The sequence below is a fragment of the Bradyrhizobium sp. AS23.2 genome (assembly GCF_001908185.1).
GTDB lineage: Bacteria > Pseudomonadota > Alphaproteobacteria > Rhizobiales > Xanthobacteraceae > Bradyrhizobium.
The window spans coordinates 18,344-35,107 of record NZ_LGHM01000127.1; the positions used below are offsets into that span (position 1 = coordinate 18,344).

The window sequence follows — 16,764 nt, forward strand, 5'->3', positions numbered from 1 at the left end:
ATAGGTGTCCCTCTCCCGTAACGGCAGGGAGAGGGATCAAGCGTGGCGCAGCAGGCGATCGCGCCTGTCACATTCCCTCTGCCGGGCAATTCACCATCCAGGGGATGCCGAACTTGTCGACGCACATGCCAAAGCCCTTGGCCCAGAATGTCTTGCTGAAGGGCATGGTCACCGTGCCGCCATCGGCGAGCGCATTGAACTTGCGCTCGGCTTCCGCCGCATCGGTCAGCGTGAGCGAAATCGAAAAGCCCTGCGGCTTGTGAAAGTGCTCGGGCGGCGCGTCGGAGGCCATCAGCACGCTTCCGCCGGGCAGCGACATCCGCGCGTGCATGATCGTCTTCTCGCGGCCAGCCGCGCCCGGCATGTCCGGCGGCGCGTCCGAGACACGCATCATGGCGTCGATCTTGCCGCCGAGAACCGTGGCGTAGAAATTGAACGCCGCTTCGCAGGTGTCCTGATAGAACAGATAGGGATTGAGCATCGTTTCTCTCCTCTTCGTTTCCCTGAGCGATGTGAGGGCGTTACTTCTCGGTGAGCTTCTTCAAGCTGGCGAGGCCGGCCTCAAAGTCCTTGCCGATCATGCTGTCCATGTTGAGGAAGACCTGCATGACCTTGGACATGAACGGGGCAGGACCGTACATCACCCATGTGACCAGTGTGGCATCGCCTTGCGGCACAAACGTGAATTCGGCGGTGTTGTGCCCCTCGAAGGGACGCTCGAAATCGAGCTTGATGCGCAGCTTTGACGGCGTGTTTGCCTCGAGGATCTCCATATGCCCGGCGCCGACATTGTTGTTGCCATCCCAGGCGTAGGTCGCGCCCTTGCCGACCGCGGTTCCGCCGAAGGTGCGCTTCATGGCGGGATCGCGGTCCTCGTAGGGCGACCAGCCCGTCCAGCGGTGGAAATCGGCAACCAGCGGATAGATCGCATCAGCCGGCGCCTTCACGGCGAGCGAGCGCTCGACGCGGAACGTGTCGGGCTTGGTGAGGGCGAAGACGAGAACGGCCACAATTCCGACCGCGAGCGCGACGGCGATGATGGCAATGGCTTTCAGCATGAATGACTCCCTCGATACGGGCTTAGGACGAAGGAGGGTGGCTGGGGCCGACAGGAGGTAGATGATTTTTTGCCTCATTGTCATTCCGGGGCGATGCGAAGCATCGAGCCCGGAATCCATCGAGCTACCCTCTCTGAGGATCAATGGATTCCGGGCTCATCGCTTCGCGATGCCCCGGAATGACGCCAGCTAACGCGCGCTCGCCCCCCCTTCGGCTGACTGTCCCGGATCAGGCGATCAATGTGCATGCGGATGTGGGTGGCTTCCGCCGAAGTGTTGGCGAGCGCGATGGCACGGTCGAAGGCGATGCGGGCTTCGTCGTTGCGGCCGAGCTGCATCAGGAAGGCGCCACGCACGCCGTAGAAATGGAAGTAATTGGCAAGCTTCGGCGCCAGCGGCTCGATCAGATCGAGCGCGGCTTGCGGCCCGCGCACCTTGGAGACCGCGACCGCGCGGTTGAGCGTCACCACCGGCGAAGGCTGCACCACCTCGAGCGCGCCATAGAGCAGGTCGATCTGCGTCCAGTCGGTCTCCTCGGGTGTCGAGGCGCGGGCATGCAGCGCGGCGATCGCGGCCTGGATCTGGTAGGGACCGCTGCGGCGATGGCGCATCGCCTTGTCGATCAGAGCGAGGCCTTCCGCGATCATGGTGCCGTTCCACAGCGAGCGGTCCTGGTCGTCCAGCAGGATCAGCGAGCCGTCCGCGGCAAAGCGCGCGGCGCTGCGTGCATGTTGCAACAGGATAAGCGCCGTGAGCCCCATGATTTCCGGCTCGCTCTGGAACAGCCGCAGCAGCAGCCGCGCCAGCCGGATCGCCTCCTCGCAGAGCGGTTTGCGCAGCTCGGCGGTGTCACCGCTGGCCGAATAGCCCTCGTTGAAGATCAGGTAGATCATCGCCGCGACGCCGGCCAGCCGCTCGGAGCGCTCGACCGCGCCTGGCGATTCGAACGGCGTCCCGGCCGCTGCGACCTTGGCCTTGGCGCGCGTGATGCGCTGCTCCATCGCCGCGTCCGAGACCAGGAAGGCGCGCGCGATCTGCTTCACCGTGAGGCCCGAGACGATCCGCAGCGCGAGCGCGATCTGCTGCGTCGCCGGCAATTGCGGATGACAGCAGATGAACATCAGCCGCAGGATGTCGTCGCGGTAGTGCGAGCCGTCGAGCCGCTCGGCGAGCGCGCCTTCAGCATCGTCGAGATCGGAGATCGCCTGGTCATCCTCCGGCAGCGGCTGCTGCTTGCGGGCGCGGCGAACCTCGTCGATCGCAACGTTGCGGCCGACCATGATCAGCCAGGCCGCGGGATCGCGCGGCGGCCCGTTCTGCGGCCAGGTTTTCAGCGCGCGCAGGCAGGCGTTCTGGAAAGCCTCCTCGGCCGTATCGAGATCGCGGAAATAGCGCAGCAGCGCGCCGACCGCCTGCGGACGCGCCGAGGTCAGCGCGGTCTCGATCCAGGCGGTATCGGTCTCGCTCACGTCAAATTCCCTCCGGGCCGGAACACGCCGACGGGACGCACCTCATAAGCGCCACCGGGATTGGCCGCGCCAAGGTCGCGCGCAACGTCGAGCGCCTCGTCGAGGTTCTTGCAGTCGACGATGTAGAAGCCGAGCAACTGCTCCTTGGTCTCGGCATAGGGACCGTCGAGCACCAGCGGCGGGTCTTCCTTGCGCAAGGTCGCCGCCGCCGTGGTCGGCAGCAGCCGCGCCACCGGGCCGAGCCGCCCCTGCTTCGCGAGACCTTCCTGAACCACGGCGAGCTTCTTCATCACGGCCTCGTCCTGGTCCTTGCTCCAGGAGCCGACGAAGTCCTCGTCGTGATAGCAAAGGATCGCATAAAGCATGGGCAGCACCTTCCCTCAACTCTTGTTGTGAAGACGATCCACTATGCCTCGCCCCGACAGCGCTGCGGAAAAAATTTGCGAGAAAAATCCGGCTGATCGTGCCAAGGAAGGCCTTCAAAACCGGAACCCGACGAGGCACTTCGAATGACCATGGGCACACTGGCCGTCCTGATCAACAGCACGCAGCAGAACTGGCTGCCGGAGCGCTGGAAGGTCCGGTTCGATGCGGTCTGCGGCGGACGGCGCGTGGTGCTGCTGCCCGATGCCGGGCTCGATCCCGCCGAGGTGCACTATGCCGCGGTGTGGAAGCCGGTGCCGGGTGACCTCGGCTCTTTCCCCAATTTACGGGCCATCTTCAATCTCGGCGCGGGCGTCGATGCGCTGATGGCGGACAAGAGCCTGCCAAACGTGCCGCTGGTTCGCGTCGCCGTGCCGGATCTCACCAATCGCATGACTGAATATGTCGTGCTGCACGTGCTGATGCACCATCGCCAGGAGCTTTACCTACGCCAGTCGCAGCGCGAGAAGCGCTGGGAGCCGAAATATCAGTGGCCGGCGAGCGCGGTCACGGTCGGCGTCATGGGATTGGGCACGCTCGGCGCTGACGCGGCCGATGTGCTGCGGCGCCTCGGCTTCCGCGTCACCGGCTGGAGTCGCAGCCCGCGCACGATCGAGGGCGTCGAATGCTTCCAAGGCAGCGCTCAGATCGACGCGTTCCTGCGCGCGACCGACATCCTGGTTTGCCTGTTGCCGCTGACGCCGGAGACGCACGGCATTCTCAACCGCGACGTCTTCGCAAAACTCAACCGCGAGAGTCCGCTCGGCGCGCCGGTGCTGATCAATGCCGGCCGCGGCGGCCTCCAGAACGAAGCCGACATCCTGGCCTGCCTCGACGACGGTACGCTGGGCGCCGCCTCGCTCGACGTGTTCGTGCAGGAGCCGCAGCCGGCGGACAGCCGGTTCTGGACCCACCCGAAGGTGGTGCTAACTCCGCACAACGCGGCCGACACCGATGCGGACGCGATCTCGGCCTATGTCGCCGAGCAGATCGCCCGGTTCGAGGCGGGCGGTGCGCTGGAGAACGTGGTGGACCGGGCGCGGGGGTATTAGAGCTTCGGCCGGGACGACACCTTTGTGCCCGGCGGCCCACCGACCACAACCACTAGCCGTGCCTCCCCGTTCACCCTCTCTTAGCGAGAATTTGGTAGGCGTTCTTAACCAACGCTCAAAGAACGAGTCGGACATGCGCGCGCGCCTCGGCCTCAGGATGCGGATCACGGTTGCCCTGGCGGTCACCGCGGCGGCGACCGCGCTGTTTGCCGTGCTCGGGGCGATGTGGATCATCGCCGGGATCATCGACCGCGCCGACCAGCGCGAGCTGCGCAGCCATTATGATGCGCTGCTGTCGCGGATTGCGGAAGAATCTCACCGCGCTGCCGCCATGAGCGCCGTCGTGGCCGCGATGCCTGCCACGCAGGACGCGATGGCCAAGCAGGACCGCAACGCCCTGGTCGGCCTGTTCGGGCCGGTCTTTGCCGCGACCAAGTCGGAATACGGCGTCGACCAGTTCCAGTTTCATGTGGCGCCAGCAACCTCGTTCCTGCGTATCCACCAGCCCGCCAAATTCGGCGACGACCTCTCAAGCTTCCGCAAGACTGTTCTGGTCGCCAACCAGGAGCACAAGGTTGTCGTCGGCCTCGAAGGCGGCGTGGCTGGGCTCGGCATCCGCGGCGTGGTGCCGATAGCGCAAGCCGGCAAGCATCTCGGCTCCGTGGAGTTCGGCCTGACCTTCGGCCAGTCCTTCCTCGACGACTTCAAGCTCAACCGCCATGTCGACATTGCCTTCCACCTCGCGGACGGCTCGGGCTTCAAGCTGTTCGGCGGCACGTTGAAGGGCAAGAGCTTCTTCGATGCGGCCAATTACGGTCGCGCCGCCGGCGGCGAGTTCACGGTGCGACAGGCCAAGCTCGACGACACGCCGGTCGCCGCGCTGCTCGGACCGATCAAGGACTTTTCCGGCAAGCCGCTCGGCGCCGTCGAGCTGGTGATGGACAATGCCGACTATGTCGCTTCCGCCGATCGCGCGTGGTGGCTTTCGCTCGGCATCGCCGCGCTCGGGCTCGGGCTCGCCGCAATCGTCGGCTATCTCATCGCCCGCAGCATCTCGCATCCGATCCTGTCGATCACGAGCGTCATGCGCGAGCTCGCAGACGGCCGTCTCGACGTTGCCATTCCCGCCAGCAAGGCGAACGACGAGGTCGGCGCGATGGTGAAGGCGGTCGCGGTGTTCCGCGACAACGCCGTGAGCTTCAACCGCCTCCAGGCCCAGCAGGCCGACACCGTGGCACAGTCCGAGCGGGAGAAGCGGCGGGCGTTCGCCGCGCTCGCCGACAGCTTTGAGGCGAGCATCAGCGAGGTCGTCGCCACTGTATCCTCCGCGGCGGTCGAGATGGAGCAGACGGCACGGTCGATGTCGGCCATCGTCGCGCAATCGAAGGCGCAGACACATGCGGTGTCCTCGGCTTCCGCGCTGGCCTCGGAGAACGTGCAGACGGTCGCGGCCGCGGCCGAAGAGCTGTCGTCGTCGATGAGCGAGATCAGCCGCCGTCTCGCGCATGCCACCGAGGTGGTGGGCAAGGCCGCGAGTGACGGACAAAGGTCCAACGCGCGCGTGCAGAGCCTTGCGGACGCGGCACAGAAGATCGGCGACGTCGTCTCCTTCATCAACGGCATCGCGGGGCAAACCAATCTGCTGGCGCTGAACGCGACCATCGAGGCTGCGCGTGCCGGTGAGGCCGGCCGCGGCTTTGCGGTGGTGGCGTCGGAGGTCAAGGCGCTGGCGACACAGACCGCAAAGGCGACCGAGGAGATCGGCGCGCAAGTGACGGCGGTACAAGGCGAGACCACCGGCGCAGTTGACGGCATCCAGTCGATCTGTGCGACGATTCAGCAGGTCGACGAGATCTCCGCAGCCATCGCGGCCGCCGTCAGCCAGCAGGGCACAGCGACGCAGGAAATCGCGCAGAATGTCCAGCAGGCCGCCGCCCGCACCGGCGAAGTCTCGCAGAACATCGCAGGCGTCACCGACGGCATCGCAGCGACGGGAACGGCGGCGGAGGAAGTACTGGGCTCGGCGGTCGAACTGTCGAAGCAATCGCAACGGCTTCGCGACGAGGTCGATCGCTTCCTCGCGCATATCCGGGCGGCGTAGTCAGGCGCGGGATCGCGCTACTTTCTCGGTGTCGTCCCGGCGCTGCGCTGGTCCGGATCGACGGCCTAGCTATTGGCGCCCACCATCACATCGATCGCGCCCTTCACGATCGCTTCCAGATCCTTGCGCGGGACACGCGCGCGCGCGCGGATGGCGATGGTGTGCACGGTTGCGGAGGCGAGCTGGGCCAGCACGGCGGGATCGGCGCTCTCCGGCAACTCGCCTTTTTCTTTTGCGCGGCGGAAGCAACTTGCAAAAGCCTTGTCGAGTTCGGTGAGGCCCTCGAGCACCATGGCGCGGATCTCGGGATCACCCACCGCTTCGGAGGCCGCGGTCACCACGGTGAAGCAGCCGCGCGGACCGCTCTCACCGGAGAGGTAGATGTTCAGCGCCGAGGCGAAGATGCGCTCCAGCCTCTGGCGCACCGGCATCTCCTGGCGAAAGATCTCCACCATCGCGGCGCGGGCTTCCTCGCGATAGCGCTGGTAGCTCTTGATGTAGAGCTCGCGCTTGTCACCGAAGGCGCCGTAGAGGCTCGGCCGGTTCATGCCGGTGGCCTCGCTGAGATCGTCGAGCGAGGTCGCAGCAAAGCCCTGCCGGCGGAACAGATCGAGTGCCTTGCCAAGCGCGACGTCGGGCTCGTAGGCGCGCGGGCGGCCGCGACGCTTGGGGGGAGTGGCCACAGCCGGCGGCTTCGATTTTTGTACCATTTCGCAATTTAATCCTTGACCGACGATATATTATGCAAGACAGTACAAAAATCAATCTGGCCAGGTTGAGCGACACTCCAAAAGTCACACCAAGGAATTGCCCAAGGAGCCCCAAGATGGATCTTTATTTCTCGCCGCTCGCCTGTTCGATGGCGACCCGCGTTGCGCTGTACGAAGCCGGCGCCGAGGCGAATTATCTCGAAGTCGATCCGCCGACGAAGAAGGTGCTGAGCGACGGCTCCGACTTCCGTAACGTGAACCCGATCGGCCTCGTGCCGACGCTGCGCACCGATGAAGGCGTGGTGCTGACCGAGAATGCGGCGATCCTGCAATATGTCGCAGACCGCTTCCCGCAATCTGGTCTGGGCGCAGCACAGGGCATTGATCGCACGCGTCTGCATCAATGGCTCTGCTTCATCGGCACCGAGCTACACAAGGGCCTGTTCGTCCCCGTGCTCGACCGCAAGGCGCCGCAGGAAGCAAAAGCCTACGTGCTGGAGAAGAACCTGTCGCGGCTCGACTATCTCGACAAGTACCTGGAGGGACGCGACTTCCTGCTCGACCATTTCAGTGTGGCTGACGCCTATCTCGTCACGGTCATCAACTGGACCATGGCGACGCCGCCGATCGAGCTTGCGAAATGGCCGAACCTGAAGGCCTATTACGAGCGCCTGCGCCAGCGCCCCTCGATCGCGAAGGCGATTGCGGAAGAGTTCGAGCTGTACAAGGCCGAGCAGGCGCGGAAGAAGGCGGCAGCCTAAGGCCGAAGCCATATCTGATGTTTCACATAGCGACGTCGTCCCGGCTGGGCCGGGAAGGCGTCGTTCTTTCGAGCAATTCAGCTATTTCGGCGCTTGCAGCACGATCCCATAGTGGCCGTATATCCGGTCGATTGTACCGTCGTTGCGCAGCCGTTCCAGTGCCCGGTCGATGGCTTCGCGCAGCGCATCATCCGGACGGACCATGCCGACAGCGACATTCCAGTTGAGATCGGCCACGCTCTCGTCGCGATCCAGTATTCGGAGTGCCTTGTCCGGATGCGTCAGATTGAAATAGCTCGCCGCGGTGGGCGTGACCGCGGCGGCATCGATGTCATGATTTGACACCGCATCGAGGCTGTCGGTCTCGAAGCCGAACGTCGATGTTGGTACGCGCCGCTGACCGATGATCATGGCTGCGACGGATCCGACCTGCACTCCCACCTTGGTAGATTCGTTGAGGCTCTTGAACGAGGTCAGCGCGCTGGAGGACGGCACCGCGAGCGCGACGCCCGTGCGATAGTACGGTTTAGATATCCTCAAGCGGGTTTCGCCTTGCGCCTCGCGATCGGCGATGATGTCGAGCACGATGTCACAGCCGGCGCTGCGCATCTGGTACTGTGTGATGATCCAATCGGGCCTGAGCGAGACGCCAAGCTCGCGCGCGAGCGCGTGGCCCAACTCGATCTGAAACCCCGGAGGGTTACCGGCCTTGTTGGCGAAGGGCAGCGAGTTGGGGTGGGCGCACAGTCCGAGCGCGCCGGACTCGCGGATCGCATCAAGGGAACGGGCCTGCGCCACATTGGTAAGTCCGAGCAGGGCGCCGACCACGAGGAGGAGACAGGTCTTCATGAGATTTCCGGTGCAGATCAGTACTGGTTTCCCGGTTTAGCCTTCGTGTGGCTTCAGGGCGCGGATGTACTTGATAATATCGTCGATCTGCGCATCGCTGAACGTTTCGCCGAAGGCGGGCATCGCGCCCTCCTTACCGTTCTTGATGCGGTTGCGGATGAAGTCGTCATCCCGCTTGGTGTCCATGAGCTGCGGTCCCTTGCCGGCAGCGCGACCGCCGTCGGAGTGACACCAGCCACAGGTCGTCGCGAACAACTGTCCGACATCGACCTGTCCACTATCCGGCGCGGGCGGAGGAGGCTGCTGCGCGCGAGAAGGCAAGACTGAAATCGTGAGAAGCGCGGCAAGTGTCGACGTCGACAACGTCGTGATGTCCCGAGCCAATCGCATACCGGCTAAACCTACCTCTCAGGAATCCAATGCGTCGCGGCGCATCAGCTCCGCTTCGATGGGAGGGAGCGGCGTCACGTCGCTCCCTCCCGGCGTCACGATGGCCTTATCTCAGACTGTAGACGACGAGCGCGCCGTCGTCGCGCGGCATGCTCTTGTAGACACCGCCGAAGGTCGGCGCGTAGTCATCCGAAGCCATGCCGCCGAAGCCGGCGACGACGGCGACGTACTGCTTGCCGTTGACGGCATAGCTGATGATGCCGCCCTGATGGCCGGTGCCGTCGCCGTGACTCCACAGCTCGGCGCCGGAGTCGGCATCGTAGGCATGAACTGTGCCTCGCGAATCCGGCACGAACACCAGATTGCCTCCGGTCGACAATACGCTTCCGAGCGGTGGCTCAGGGAAGCGGACTTCCCACTTCTTGGCGCCGGTGATGGGGTCGCGCGCGTCGAGATGGCCATAGATCTCTCCGCCGGGGGGGCGGCGTGATCTTGAAGTCGGCGCCGATGTTGAGCTGGGCCTGAGGAGCAACGATCGGGGTCGTCTTCTGAACTTCGAGGTTCATGCACCATTCCTGGCCGAGCTTGTAATAGAGCCCCGTCTTCGGGTTGTACGAACCGGAGTTCCAGCTCACCCCACCGGAAATGTGCGGGCACAACGGCTCGGAAACCTTGCCGGCGGAGAAGTCGCGACGGCCGATCAGCGCACCCGTCTTGGGATCAATGTCCTTGACGAAATTGCTGTTCTGCGTGATCCGCCAGACGTTCTTGACGCCGAGGTTGCGGTCATAGACGAAGATGTATCCACTCTTGTTCGGATGGACGACGTATTTCTGGCCGTCGCGATCGAGCATCACGAACTCGCCGACCGCGCTATCGAAGTCCCAGGCGTCGTGAGGCAGTTCCTGGTGATATGATTTCAGCTTGCCGGTATCGATATCGAGCGCGATCACCGAGGTGGTGTAGAGATTGTCTCCCGGACGCGCGCCTTGCGTCTTGTAGTCGGCCCCCGACCAGTCGTAGAGCGGCGCCGGATTGGCAGTGCCCCACAGGACCGCGTTGTTCTCGGCATCGTAGGTACCCGGCATCCAGCCGCCGCCACCGCCGGTACGCCAGGAGTCATTGCCCCAGGTCTTCATGGCCTCGTCGGTGCCGGCAACCGTCAGGAATTCCCATTTCTTCTTGCCGGTGGCAGCATCAACACCGAAGATCGGGCCCCGGCCCGGCCATTCGCCCCCCTGCGCGCCGATCACCACCGTGCCTTTGGCATAAAGCGGCGCTCCGGTGAACCCAACGGTCAGCTTCTGGGAATCGATCAGCTTGGTGTCCCACATGACCTTTCCGCTCTTCATGTCGAGCGCGATGAGACGGCCATCCATTGTCCCCACATAGACCTTTCCCTCGCCGAGTGCGACGCCGCGATTGTAGGGCGAATGGGTCTGCCGCGCGATCAAGGCTTCATCCAGCTCGGGGAAGTAGGACCAGATCACCTCGCCGGTAGCGCCGTTCAGCGCAAAGGTGCGGCTATAGGAGCCGGTGTAGTAGAGCACGCCATCGGCCGCGAGCGGCATCGATTGCAGCCCTCGCGTCGAACGTCCGGGGATGTGGATCCAGGCGACACCCAGATTGCTCACATTGCCGGCGTTGATCTGTGAGAGGGGGCTGTAGTGATACGACTTGTACGAGCCGTGATAGGTGAGCCAATCGTTCTGACCGGCGGCATCGATCCGGGCAGTATCCACGGCTTGAGCCCACGCCGCCGACGTCGCAAGTGTCGCAGCGACGAGAACAGGTAAGCCCGAGTTAAGCCATTGCTTCCTCATGTGCACTTCCTCCCGCTTGTGTCTGTTGATTGCGTCTTGCAAGCGCCGGTGCGAGGGGTATTTGCAATTCAGTACACGTCGATAGTTCTCCGAACCGCCAACAGATGTCCCCCTCTTTCGGCGCACATCGCCAAAGGAGCTACGTTCACTGGAGTGGTTGCTGTTGTACTTCTGCTAGCAGGCATAGCGTACGCCGGATCACAGTGCGTGCAAAGACGGAATGCGCGCACGGCGTGAATTTGACGCGCGAGGGCGAATTTGAAACGGCAGCAACGCTGCCGTTTTGTCTCAATCGACAAATCCCGGACTGAAGCGGGCAAGTCGCAAAGCACTTTCGGCACGATCGCGTCACTGCCCGGCCCGATCGTTAGCAGCAGCAGCAGCAGCAGCACGAAGTCGAGATCATCATGACGAGATAGAACGGCGACGCAGGCGATAGAGCCACCTCACCCCGCGTGCCCATAGATCGCCAGGGCATTTTCTGAAGACACCAGCCCGCTCTCGACATCGTCCCTCACCGCCGCGCGATCGCGCATCGTGGGCGCACCGATGCCGGCACCGCCGGGTGTCATCACGACCAGCCGATCATCCGGCGGAACGGTCTGAAAGCCCTTGCCACGCATCTTCTGTCCGGACTTCAGGCCGACATAGCCGGCCTCGCCATCCCGGCCGCCATCGCGCCCGCGTGGCGGATGATCGATGCGGTCGAACGCCGCCAGGATGTCGAAGGGCGCGTCGATGCCCGTGCCGACCTCGATGATCTGGCCGAGGCCGCCGCGGGTGCGCCCTGCTCCGCCGGAATCCGGACGCAGCTCCTTGCGCCAGAACATCAGCGGCGTCTGCGTCTCCGCGATCTCGACCGGCGTGCCGCGCACGCCGCTGGGATAGGCGGTGGCGGAGAGCCCGTCCTTGCCGAAGCGCGCGCCGGTGCCGCCGTTGCTGGTCACGGCCATTGAGAACCCGTAATTGCCGCCGACGCCCGAGCGGGTCTGTCCGCGGACGTTGAGATTCCACAGGCACGAGGTGCCTTCCGCCGGGACGCGCTCCGGAATGATCTGGCGCAGGCAGCCGAACACCACGTCGGGCAGCATCTGGCCGATGATGTGGCGGGAGGCGACAGGCGCGGGCTTTGGCGCATTGAGGATCGCGCCCGCGGGCGCCGACACCGTCAGCGGCGAGAGCGAGCCGGCATTGTTCGGGATCTGCGATGCGACGACACAGCCGAGGCCGAACACGGTGTAGGCCGTCGTATAGGACAAGGGAACGTTAATACCGAACCTCGATGCGGCCGAGGTGCCGTCGAAATCGACATGAATGCCCTCTTCCGAAATCGTCAGCGTCGCGGCCAGCGTGACCGGCGCGTCATAGCCGTCGACGACCATGCTGTTGCGCCAGCTTCCCTTCGGCAGCTTCGCGATCTCGGCAAGCACGGCCTCGCGCGAGCGGTCGCAGATGTAGTCGCCGAGCTCGTCGAGCGTGTCGATGCCGAACTCAGCCATCATCTCGACCAGGCGCTCGCAGCCGACGTCGTTGCAGCCGGCCAGCGAATAGGTGTCGCCCTCGGTGTCGATCGGCAGCCGCGTGTTGGTACGGATCATCGCCATCAGCGTCTCGTTGACGACGCCCTGGTCGATCAGCTTCAGCATGGGGATGTAGAGCCCCTCCATAAACACGTCGGTGGCGTCGGGTCCGAAGCCGATGCCGCCAATGTCCATCAGATGGCTGGTGCAGGAGAACAGCGCGACGACCTTGCCGTCCTTGAAGCACGGCGTGGTGACGACGAAATCATTGAGATGGCCGGTGCCCATCCAGGGGTCGTTGGTGATGTAGGCATCGCCCTCCTTCATCGTCTCAAGCGGGAAATGTGCGATGAAGTGCTTGACCGATTCCGCCATCGAATTGACGTGACCGGGCGTGCCGGTCACCGCCTGCGCCAGCATCCGTCCCCTAAGGTCGAACACGCCGGCGGAGAGGTCGCCGCATTCGCGCACGATCGGGCTGAAGGCTGTGCGGAGCAGCACCTGCGCCTGCTCCTCGACCACGGCGATCAGCCGGTGCCACATGATCTGAAGGTCGATCAGGCTCGCGCCGCTTGCCTTGCTCATAATTAGGCCGCCTTTCGTTCCATGACGATGCTGCCGGCACCGTCGATATGGGCGTCAAAACTCGTGGAGACGAAGGTTGATGTCTCGTCCTCTGCGATCACGGCGGGACCTGCGATGGTCGTGCCCGGCGCCATGTCCTCGCGGCGATAGAGCGGGATCTCAATCACCTCGCCTGCGCGGCCGTCAAAGAATTTGCGGCTGCCGGAGGCCTTACCCGCCGGCTTGCGCGCGACGGCCGCAACCGCGGGCGGATTGCGCGCCTCGGTGCTCGCGAGCACCGACCAGCTCAGGACCTCGATCGCGGCGCCCGGGATCGGCCGCTCGAACATCGCAGAATAGTCCGCCTCGAACTTCTGGCGCAGGCCGGCGAGATCGCTCCCCGTCAACCGCCGGTTCGGCAGCTCGACCGTGATCTCGTGGCCCTGGCCGACATAGCGCATGAAGGCGGCGCGGCGCTCGCGCACCGGTGCGCCGGCTGCGCCGGGCTCGACCAGCGCGCGCGCTTCGACCGCCATCTCCTGCAAGAGATCGGAAACCGCCTCGGTGTCGAAATCGTCGAGCCGGACGTGTCGGCTGCGCACCAGCTCATAGGCGATGGGAGCCGCGAGGAAGCCAACGGCAGAACCGACACCGGCATTCGACGGCACGATCACCCTGGAGACGCCGATCTTCTCGGCCACACGCGCCGCATGCAACGGCGCGGCGCCGCCGAACGCGATCAGCGTATGCTGGCCGACAATCTCACCGCGCTCGACCGCATGCACGCGCGCGGCGCTCGCCATGTTCTCGCAGACGACCTCATGCACGGCATAAGCCGCGGTTTCCGCCGACAGACCCAGCGGCTCGCCGACGTCGCGGAGCAGCGCCTGCTTCGAAAGCTCGGGGCTGAGCTTGATCGTGCCGGCCGCAAAGGCGTCGGGATCGATCATGCCGAGGGCTACGTCCGCATCCGTCACCGCCGGACGCTGGCCGCCGCGGCCGTAGCAGGCGGGCCCGGGCTCCGACGAGGCGCTCTCGGGCCCGACGGTGACGCGCTTCATCGCGTCGACATGCGCGATCGAGCCGCCGCCGGCGCCGATCTCGACCATCTCGATCACGGGGATGCGCACCGGCAGGCCGGAGCCTTTGAGGAAGCGCGCCGCACGATCGACCTCGAACACGCGCGAAGTCTCAGGCTGGAATTTCTCGATCAGGCAGATTTTTGCGGTGGTGCCGCCCATGTCAAAGGACAACACCTTGCGCTCGCCGAGGCGCGCCGCGATCTGCGCCGCGAAGATCGCGCCGCCGGCAGGGCCGGACTCGACGAGACGCACGGGAAAACGCCGCGCCGTCTCGATCGACGTCACGCCGCCACCGGACGTGACGAGATAGATCGCGCCGCGGAACTGCTCGACCTGCAAGGCGTGGGCCATGCGGGCGAGATAGCCGTCGATCAGCGGCTGCACATAGGCGTTGGCGACGGCGGTCGATGTGCGCTCATATTCCCGGATCTCCGGGCACACGGCGGAGGACACCGTCACGGAGATGCCGGGCATCTCTTCGGCGAGGATCGCGGCCGCGCGGCGCTCGTGCTCGGGATTGACGTAGGAGTGCAGGAAGGCAATCGCGACGCTCTCGACGTTCAGCGCACGCAGTTTCGGCGCGAGCGCGCGCACCGCGGCCTCATCCAGCGGCAGGCGGACCGCGCCATGGGCGTCGATGCGCTCGGGGACGGTGAAGCGCAGGGATCGCGGCGCCAGCGGCTTCGGCTTGTCGATGCTGAGATCGTACTGGTCGTAGCGGCTCTCGGTGCCGATATCGAGCACGTCGCGGAAGCCGTTCGTGGCGATCAGCGCCGTCTTGGCGCCGCGCCGCTCGATGATGGCGTTGGTCGCGAGCGTGGTGCCGTGAATGAAGACGTCGATGTCGCTGACATGCGCGCGCGCGTCAGCGAGAATGAGACGCATCCCGTCCAGCACCGCCTGCTCGGGCCGCTGCGGCGTGGTCAACACCTTGCGCGTCTTGCGCACCTCACCCACGTCCAGCACGATGTCGGTGAACGTGCCGCCGATATCCACGGCAAGGCGCACCTCGGCTCCCTCAAGCATTCCAAAATTCTCCGTGCTGATCGTCAGACTGGGGTCGAAACCGCAGCAATTTTCATACCAGCGGCGGCGCAAATGGTGAAGCCGCCGGGGCCGGTTTCGTGGCACCTATGCGATAGGAGAGTGCTCGCGACGCCGGCCGCTCAGAGCAGGAATGCAAGTGCCGCCTCGCAGCGCTCCTCCACCTTCAGCGTCAGGAGATCGTCGGCGCGGGTGCGTCCGAGATTGACCGCCGCAATGGGAATCTGCCGGCGCGCCGCCATCTGCACGAAGCGGAAGCCGGAATAGACCATCAGCGAGGAGCCGACGATCAGCATCGCGTCGGCCTGCTCCAGGTGATCCTGCGCCGTGGCGACGATATCGCGGGGAACGTTCTCACCGAAGAACACGACGTCGGGTTTGAGGATGCCGCCGCAGGCTTCGCACGCCGGCACCTTGAACGACGAGAAGTCGGCGTGCTCGAGATCAGCGTCGCCGTCCGGTGCATCGGCCGCATCGAGCGTCAGCCACTCCGCATTGGCACGGCCAAGCGCCTCCTGGAATTCATTGCGCGGCGTCTTGCCGCCGCAGCCCATGCAGCGGACCAGATCGAGCCGGCCGTGCAGGTCGATCACCTGCCGGTGGCCGGCGGATTGATGCAGCCGGTCGACGTTCTGGGTCAGCAGCATCCCGCACCGCCCGTTCGCCTCGAGGCGGGCCAGCGCATGATGCGCATCGTTCGGACGCGCCTGACCGAAGCGTCGCCAGCCGATCAGGCTGCGCGCCCAATAGCGCTGGCGCGTAGGCTCTTCCGACATGAAGGCCTGGAAGTTGACCGGCTGGGTCCGCTTCCAGTTGCCGTGGCTGTCGCGATAGTCGGGAATGCCCGAATTGGTACTGCAGCCGGCGCCGGTCAGCACGAACAGACGTTCGTGCCGGTCGACGAAATCCTGGAGCGGAGGGTTTGCCAGCGGAGCATTTGTCATGGCACATGATGTAGTTTGCACCGCGGCGTTTTGCCAGATCACCGTCGCTCCGGCGGCACGCCCCCGCGATAGAACGAGGTCGCTTCCTGAAGACTACACCTAGCTCGCCCAATTCTCGCGGAATTCGGGAAAGAGCGTCAGGCCGCCGCAGGCATAGATGGTCTGCCCTGTGATGTAGCTCGCGTCATCCGAGGCGAGGAAGGCGAACACGGCCGCGATCTCTTCCGGGGTCCCGACGCGGCCCAGCGGAATGTGGCTGGTGACGACGCCGCGCTTTGCGGGATCGCCAGTCCAGGCCGCGTTGATCGGCGTGTCGATCGCGCCCGGCCCGACCGCGTTGACGCGAATGCCGCGGCCGGCGAATTCGAGCGCCAGCGTGCGCGTCAGATTGGCCAGGCCGCCCTTGCTGATCGAATAAGCGAGATAGCCGGGCTTCGGAATGATCTGGTGGACGCTCGAGCAATTGATGATGTTGCCGCCACCGCCGCGCGCCACGAAATGCGCGAGCGCCTTCTGCGCGCAGAGCACGGCGCCATTCAGATTGACGTCGATGATGCGGCGATAGGTTTCGACGTCGAGCGCATCGCTTGGCGATTCCTTCTGGAAGCCGGCATTGTTGACGAGACAATCAAGGCGCTTCCAGCGCGCCAAGATCGTTTCAAACATCGTGACGATGTCCTGCTCATTGCCGACATTGGCCTTGACGATGCAGTGATCGAGCCGGCCGTGGCCGCGATCGCTCGAAGCTGTCCGAGCGAGCGCGAGCGTCTCCTCCGCCCGCTCCGCATTTTCGAAATAGTTGATGGCAACGGTCGCGCCTTCCTGGGCGAAACGGATGGCGACGGCGCGGCCGATGCCTTGGGAAGCGCCGGTCACCAGCGCGTATTGGCCGACGAGGCGCGAGGGAAACGGGGGTGAGCGATCGGTCTGCGGCATGGGCTTTCTCCGGAATGATCGTCATCGACGGAACCGGC

At 64.8% G+C, this 16,764-nt stretch carries 14 protein-coding genes and 1 pseudogene; 3 read left to right on the forward strand and 12 right to left on the reverse strand.

Annotated elements, in window-relative coordinates:
• Window positions 1–67: 67 nt before the first annotated feature.
• From AC630_RS26365 to AC630_RS26380, 4 genes are all read right to left on the reverse strand, one after another.
• Window positions 68–481 carry a VOC family protein gene (locus AC630_RS26365; protein ID WP_074121338.1) on the reverse strand — a complete coding sequence of 138 codons (414 nt, stop codon included), beginning with the start codon at window positions 479–481 and terminating at the stop codon, window positions 68–70.
• Between the two features lie 40 nt (window positions 482–521).
• On the reverse strand, window positions 522–1,058 hold the full coding sequence (locus tag AC630_RS26370) for an SRPBCC family protein (protein WP_074121339.1): 537 nt from the start codon (window positions 1,056–1,058) through the stop codon (window positions 522–524).
• 140 nt (window positions 1,059–1,198) lie between these two features.
• Window positions 1,199–2,527: an RNA polymerase sigma factor gene (locus AC630_RS26375; RefSeq protein WP_074121340.1), complete on the reverse strand. Its 1,329-nt coding sequence runs from the start codon at window positions 2,525–2,527 to the stop codon at window positions 1,199–1,201.
• Window positions 2,524–2,892, reverse strand: coding sequence for a YciI family protein (locus tag AC630_RS26380; protein ID WP_074121342.1), 369 nt, complete (start codon window positions 2,890–2,892; stop codon window positions 2,524–2,526). Before AC630_RS26380 ends, AC630_RS26375 begins: the two co-directional genes overlap by 4 nt.
• Window positions 2,893–3,036: 144 nt before the next feature.
• Here AC630_RS26380 and AC630_RS26385 point away from each other — a divergent pair, with 144 nt between their 5' ends.
• Together AC630_RS26385 and AC630_RS26390 are read left to right on the forward strand one after the other, a co-directional pair.
• A complete protein-coding gene (locus AC630_RS26385) occupies window positions 3,037–4,002 on the forward strand; it encodes a 2-hydroxyacid dehydrogenase (RefSeq protein WP_074121344.1) in 966 nt (321 codons plus the stop codon).
• A gap of 133 nt (window positions 4,003–4,135) precedes the next feature.
• Window positions 4,136–6,103 carry a methyl-accepting chemotaxis protein gene (locus tag AC630_RS26390; protein ID WP_074121346.1) on the forward strand — a complete coding sequence of 656 codons (1,968 nt, stop codon included), beginning with the start codon at window positions 4,136–4,138 and terminating at the stop codon, window positions 6,101–6,103.
• 65 nt (window positions 6,104–6,168) lie between these two features.
• On the opposite strand, the gene AC630_RS26395 is transcribed toward AC630_RS26390, so the two are convergent.
• Window positions 6,169–6,813 carry a TetR/AcrR family transcriptional regulator gene (locus AC630_RS26395; protein WP_074121347.1) on the reverse strand — a complete coding sequence of 215 codons (645 nt, stop codon included), beginning with the start codon at window positions 6,811–6,813 and terminating at the stop codon, window positions 6,169–6,171.
• Between the two features lie 116 nt (window positions 6,814–6,929).
• Here AC630_RS26395 and AC630_RS26400 point away from each other — a divergent pair, with 116 nt between their 5' ends.
• On the forward strand, window positions 6,930–7,574 hold the full coding sequence (locus AC630_RS26400) for a glutathione binding-like protein (protein ID WP_074121349.1): 645 nt from the start codon (window positions 6,930–6,932) through the stop codon (window positions 7,572–7,574).
• 81 nt (window positions 7,575–7,655) lie between these two features.
• Here the strand turns inward: AC630_RS26400 and AC630_RS26405 are convergent, their stop codons facing one another.
• The 7 genes and pseudogenes from AC630_RS26405 to AC630_RS26435 form a co-directional block, all read right to left on the reverse strand.
• On the reverse strand, window positions 7,656–8,423 hold the full coding sequence (locus tag AC630_RS26405) for a substrate-binding periplasmic protein (RefSeq protein WP_074121350.1): 768 nt from the start codon (window positions 8,421–8,423) through the stop codon (window positions 7,656–7,658).
• A 36-nt stretch (window positions 8,424–8,459) separates the two neighbouring features.
• Window positions 8,460–8,786 carry a c-type cytochrome gene (locus tag AC630_RS44260; RefSeq protein ID WP_245330522.1) on the reverse strand — a complete coding sequence of 109 codons (327 nt, stop codon included), beginning with the start codon at window positions 8,784–8,786 and terminating at the stop codon, window positions 8,460–8,462.
• A gap of 133 nt (window positions 8,787–8,919) precedes the next feature.
• Window positions 8,920–10,636 (reverse strand): annotated as a pseudogene (locus tag AC630_RS26415) (pyrroloquinoline quinone-dependent dehydrogenase).
• Between the two features lie 446 nt (window positions 10,637–11,082).
• A complete protein-coding gene (locus AC630_RS26420; protein WP_074121353.1) occupies window positions 11,083–12,741 on the reverse strand; it encodes a hydantoinase B/oxoprolinase family protein in 1,659 nt (552 codons plus the stop codon).
• Window positions 12,742–12,743: 2 nt separating this feature from the next.
• Window positions 12,744–14,828: a hydantoinase/oxoprolinase family protein gene (locus AC630_RS26425; protein WP_074121354.1), complete on the reverse strand. Its 2,085-nt coding sequence runs from the start codon at window positions 14,826–14,828 to the stop codon at window positions 12,744–12,746.
• A 140-nt stretch (window positions 14,829–14,968) separates the two neighbouring features.
• The gene (locus AC630_RS26430; protein ID WP_074121355.1) at window positions 14,969–15,790 is read right to left on the reverse strand and encodes an NAD-dependent protein deacetylase; all 822 of its coding nucleotides are present in this window, start codon (window positions 15,788–15,790) and stop codon (window positions 14,969–14,971) included.
• A 99-nt stretch (window positions 15,791–15,889) separates the two neighbouring features.
• Window positions 15,890–16,726: an SDR family oxidoreductase gene (locus tag AC630_RS26435; protein WP_074121356.1), complete on the reverse strand. Its 837-nt coding sequence runs from the start codon at window positions 16,724–16,726 to the stop codon at window positions 15,890–15,892.
• Between the last annotated feature and the right edge of the window lie 38 nt (window positions 16,727–16,764).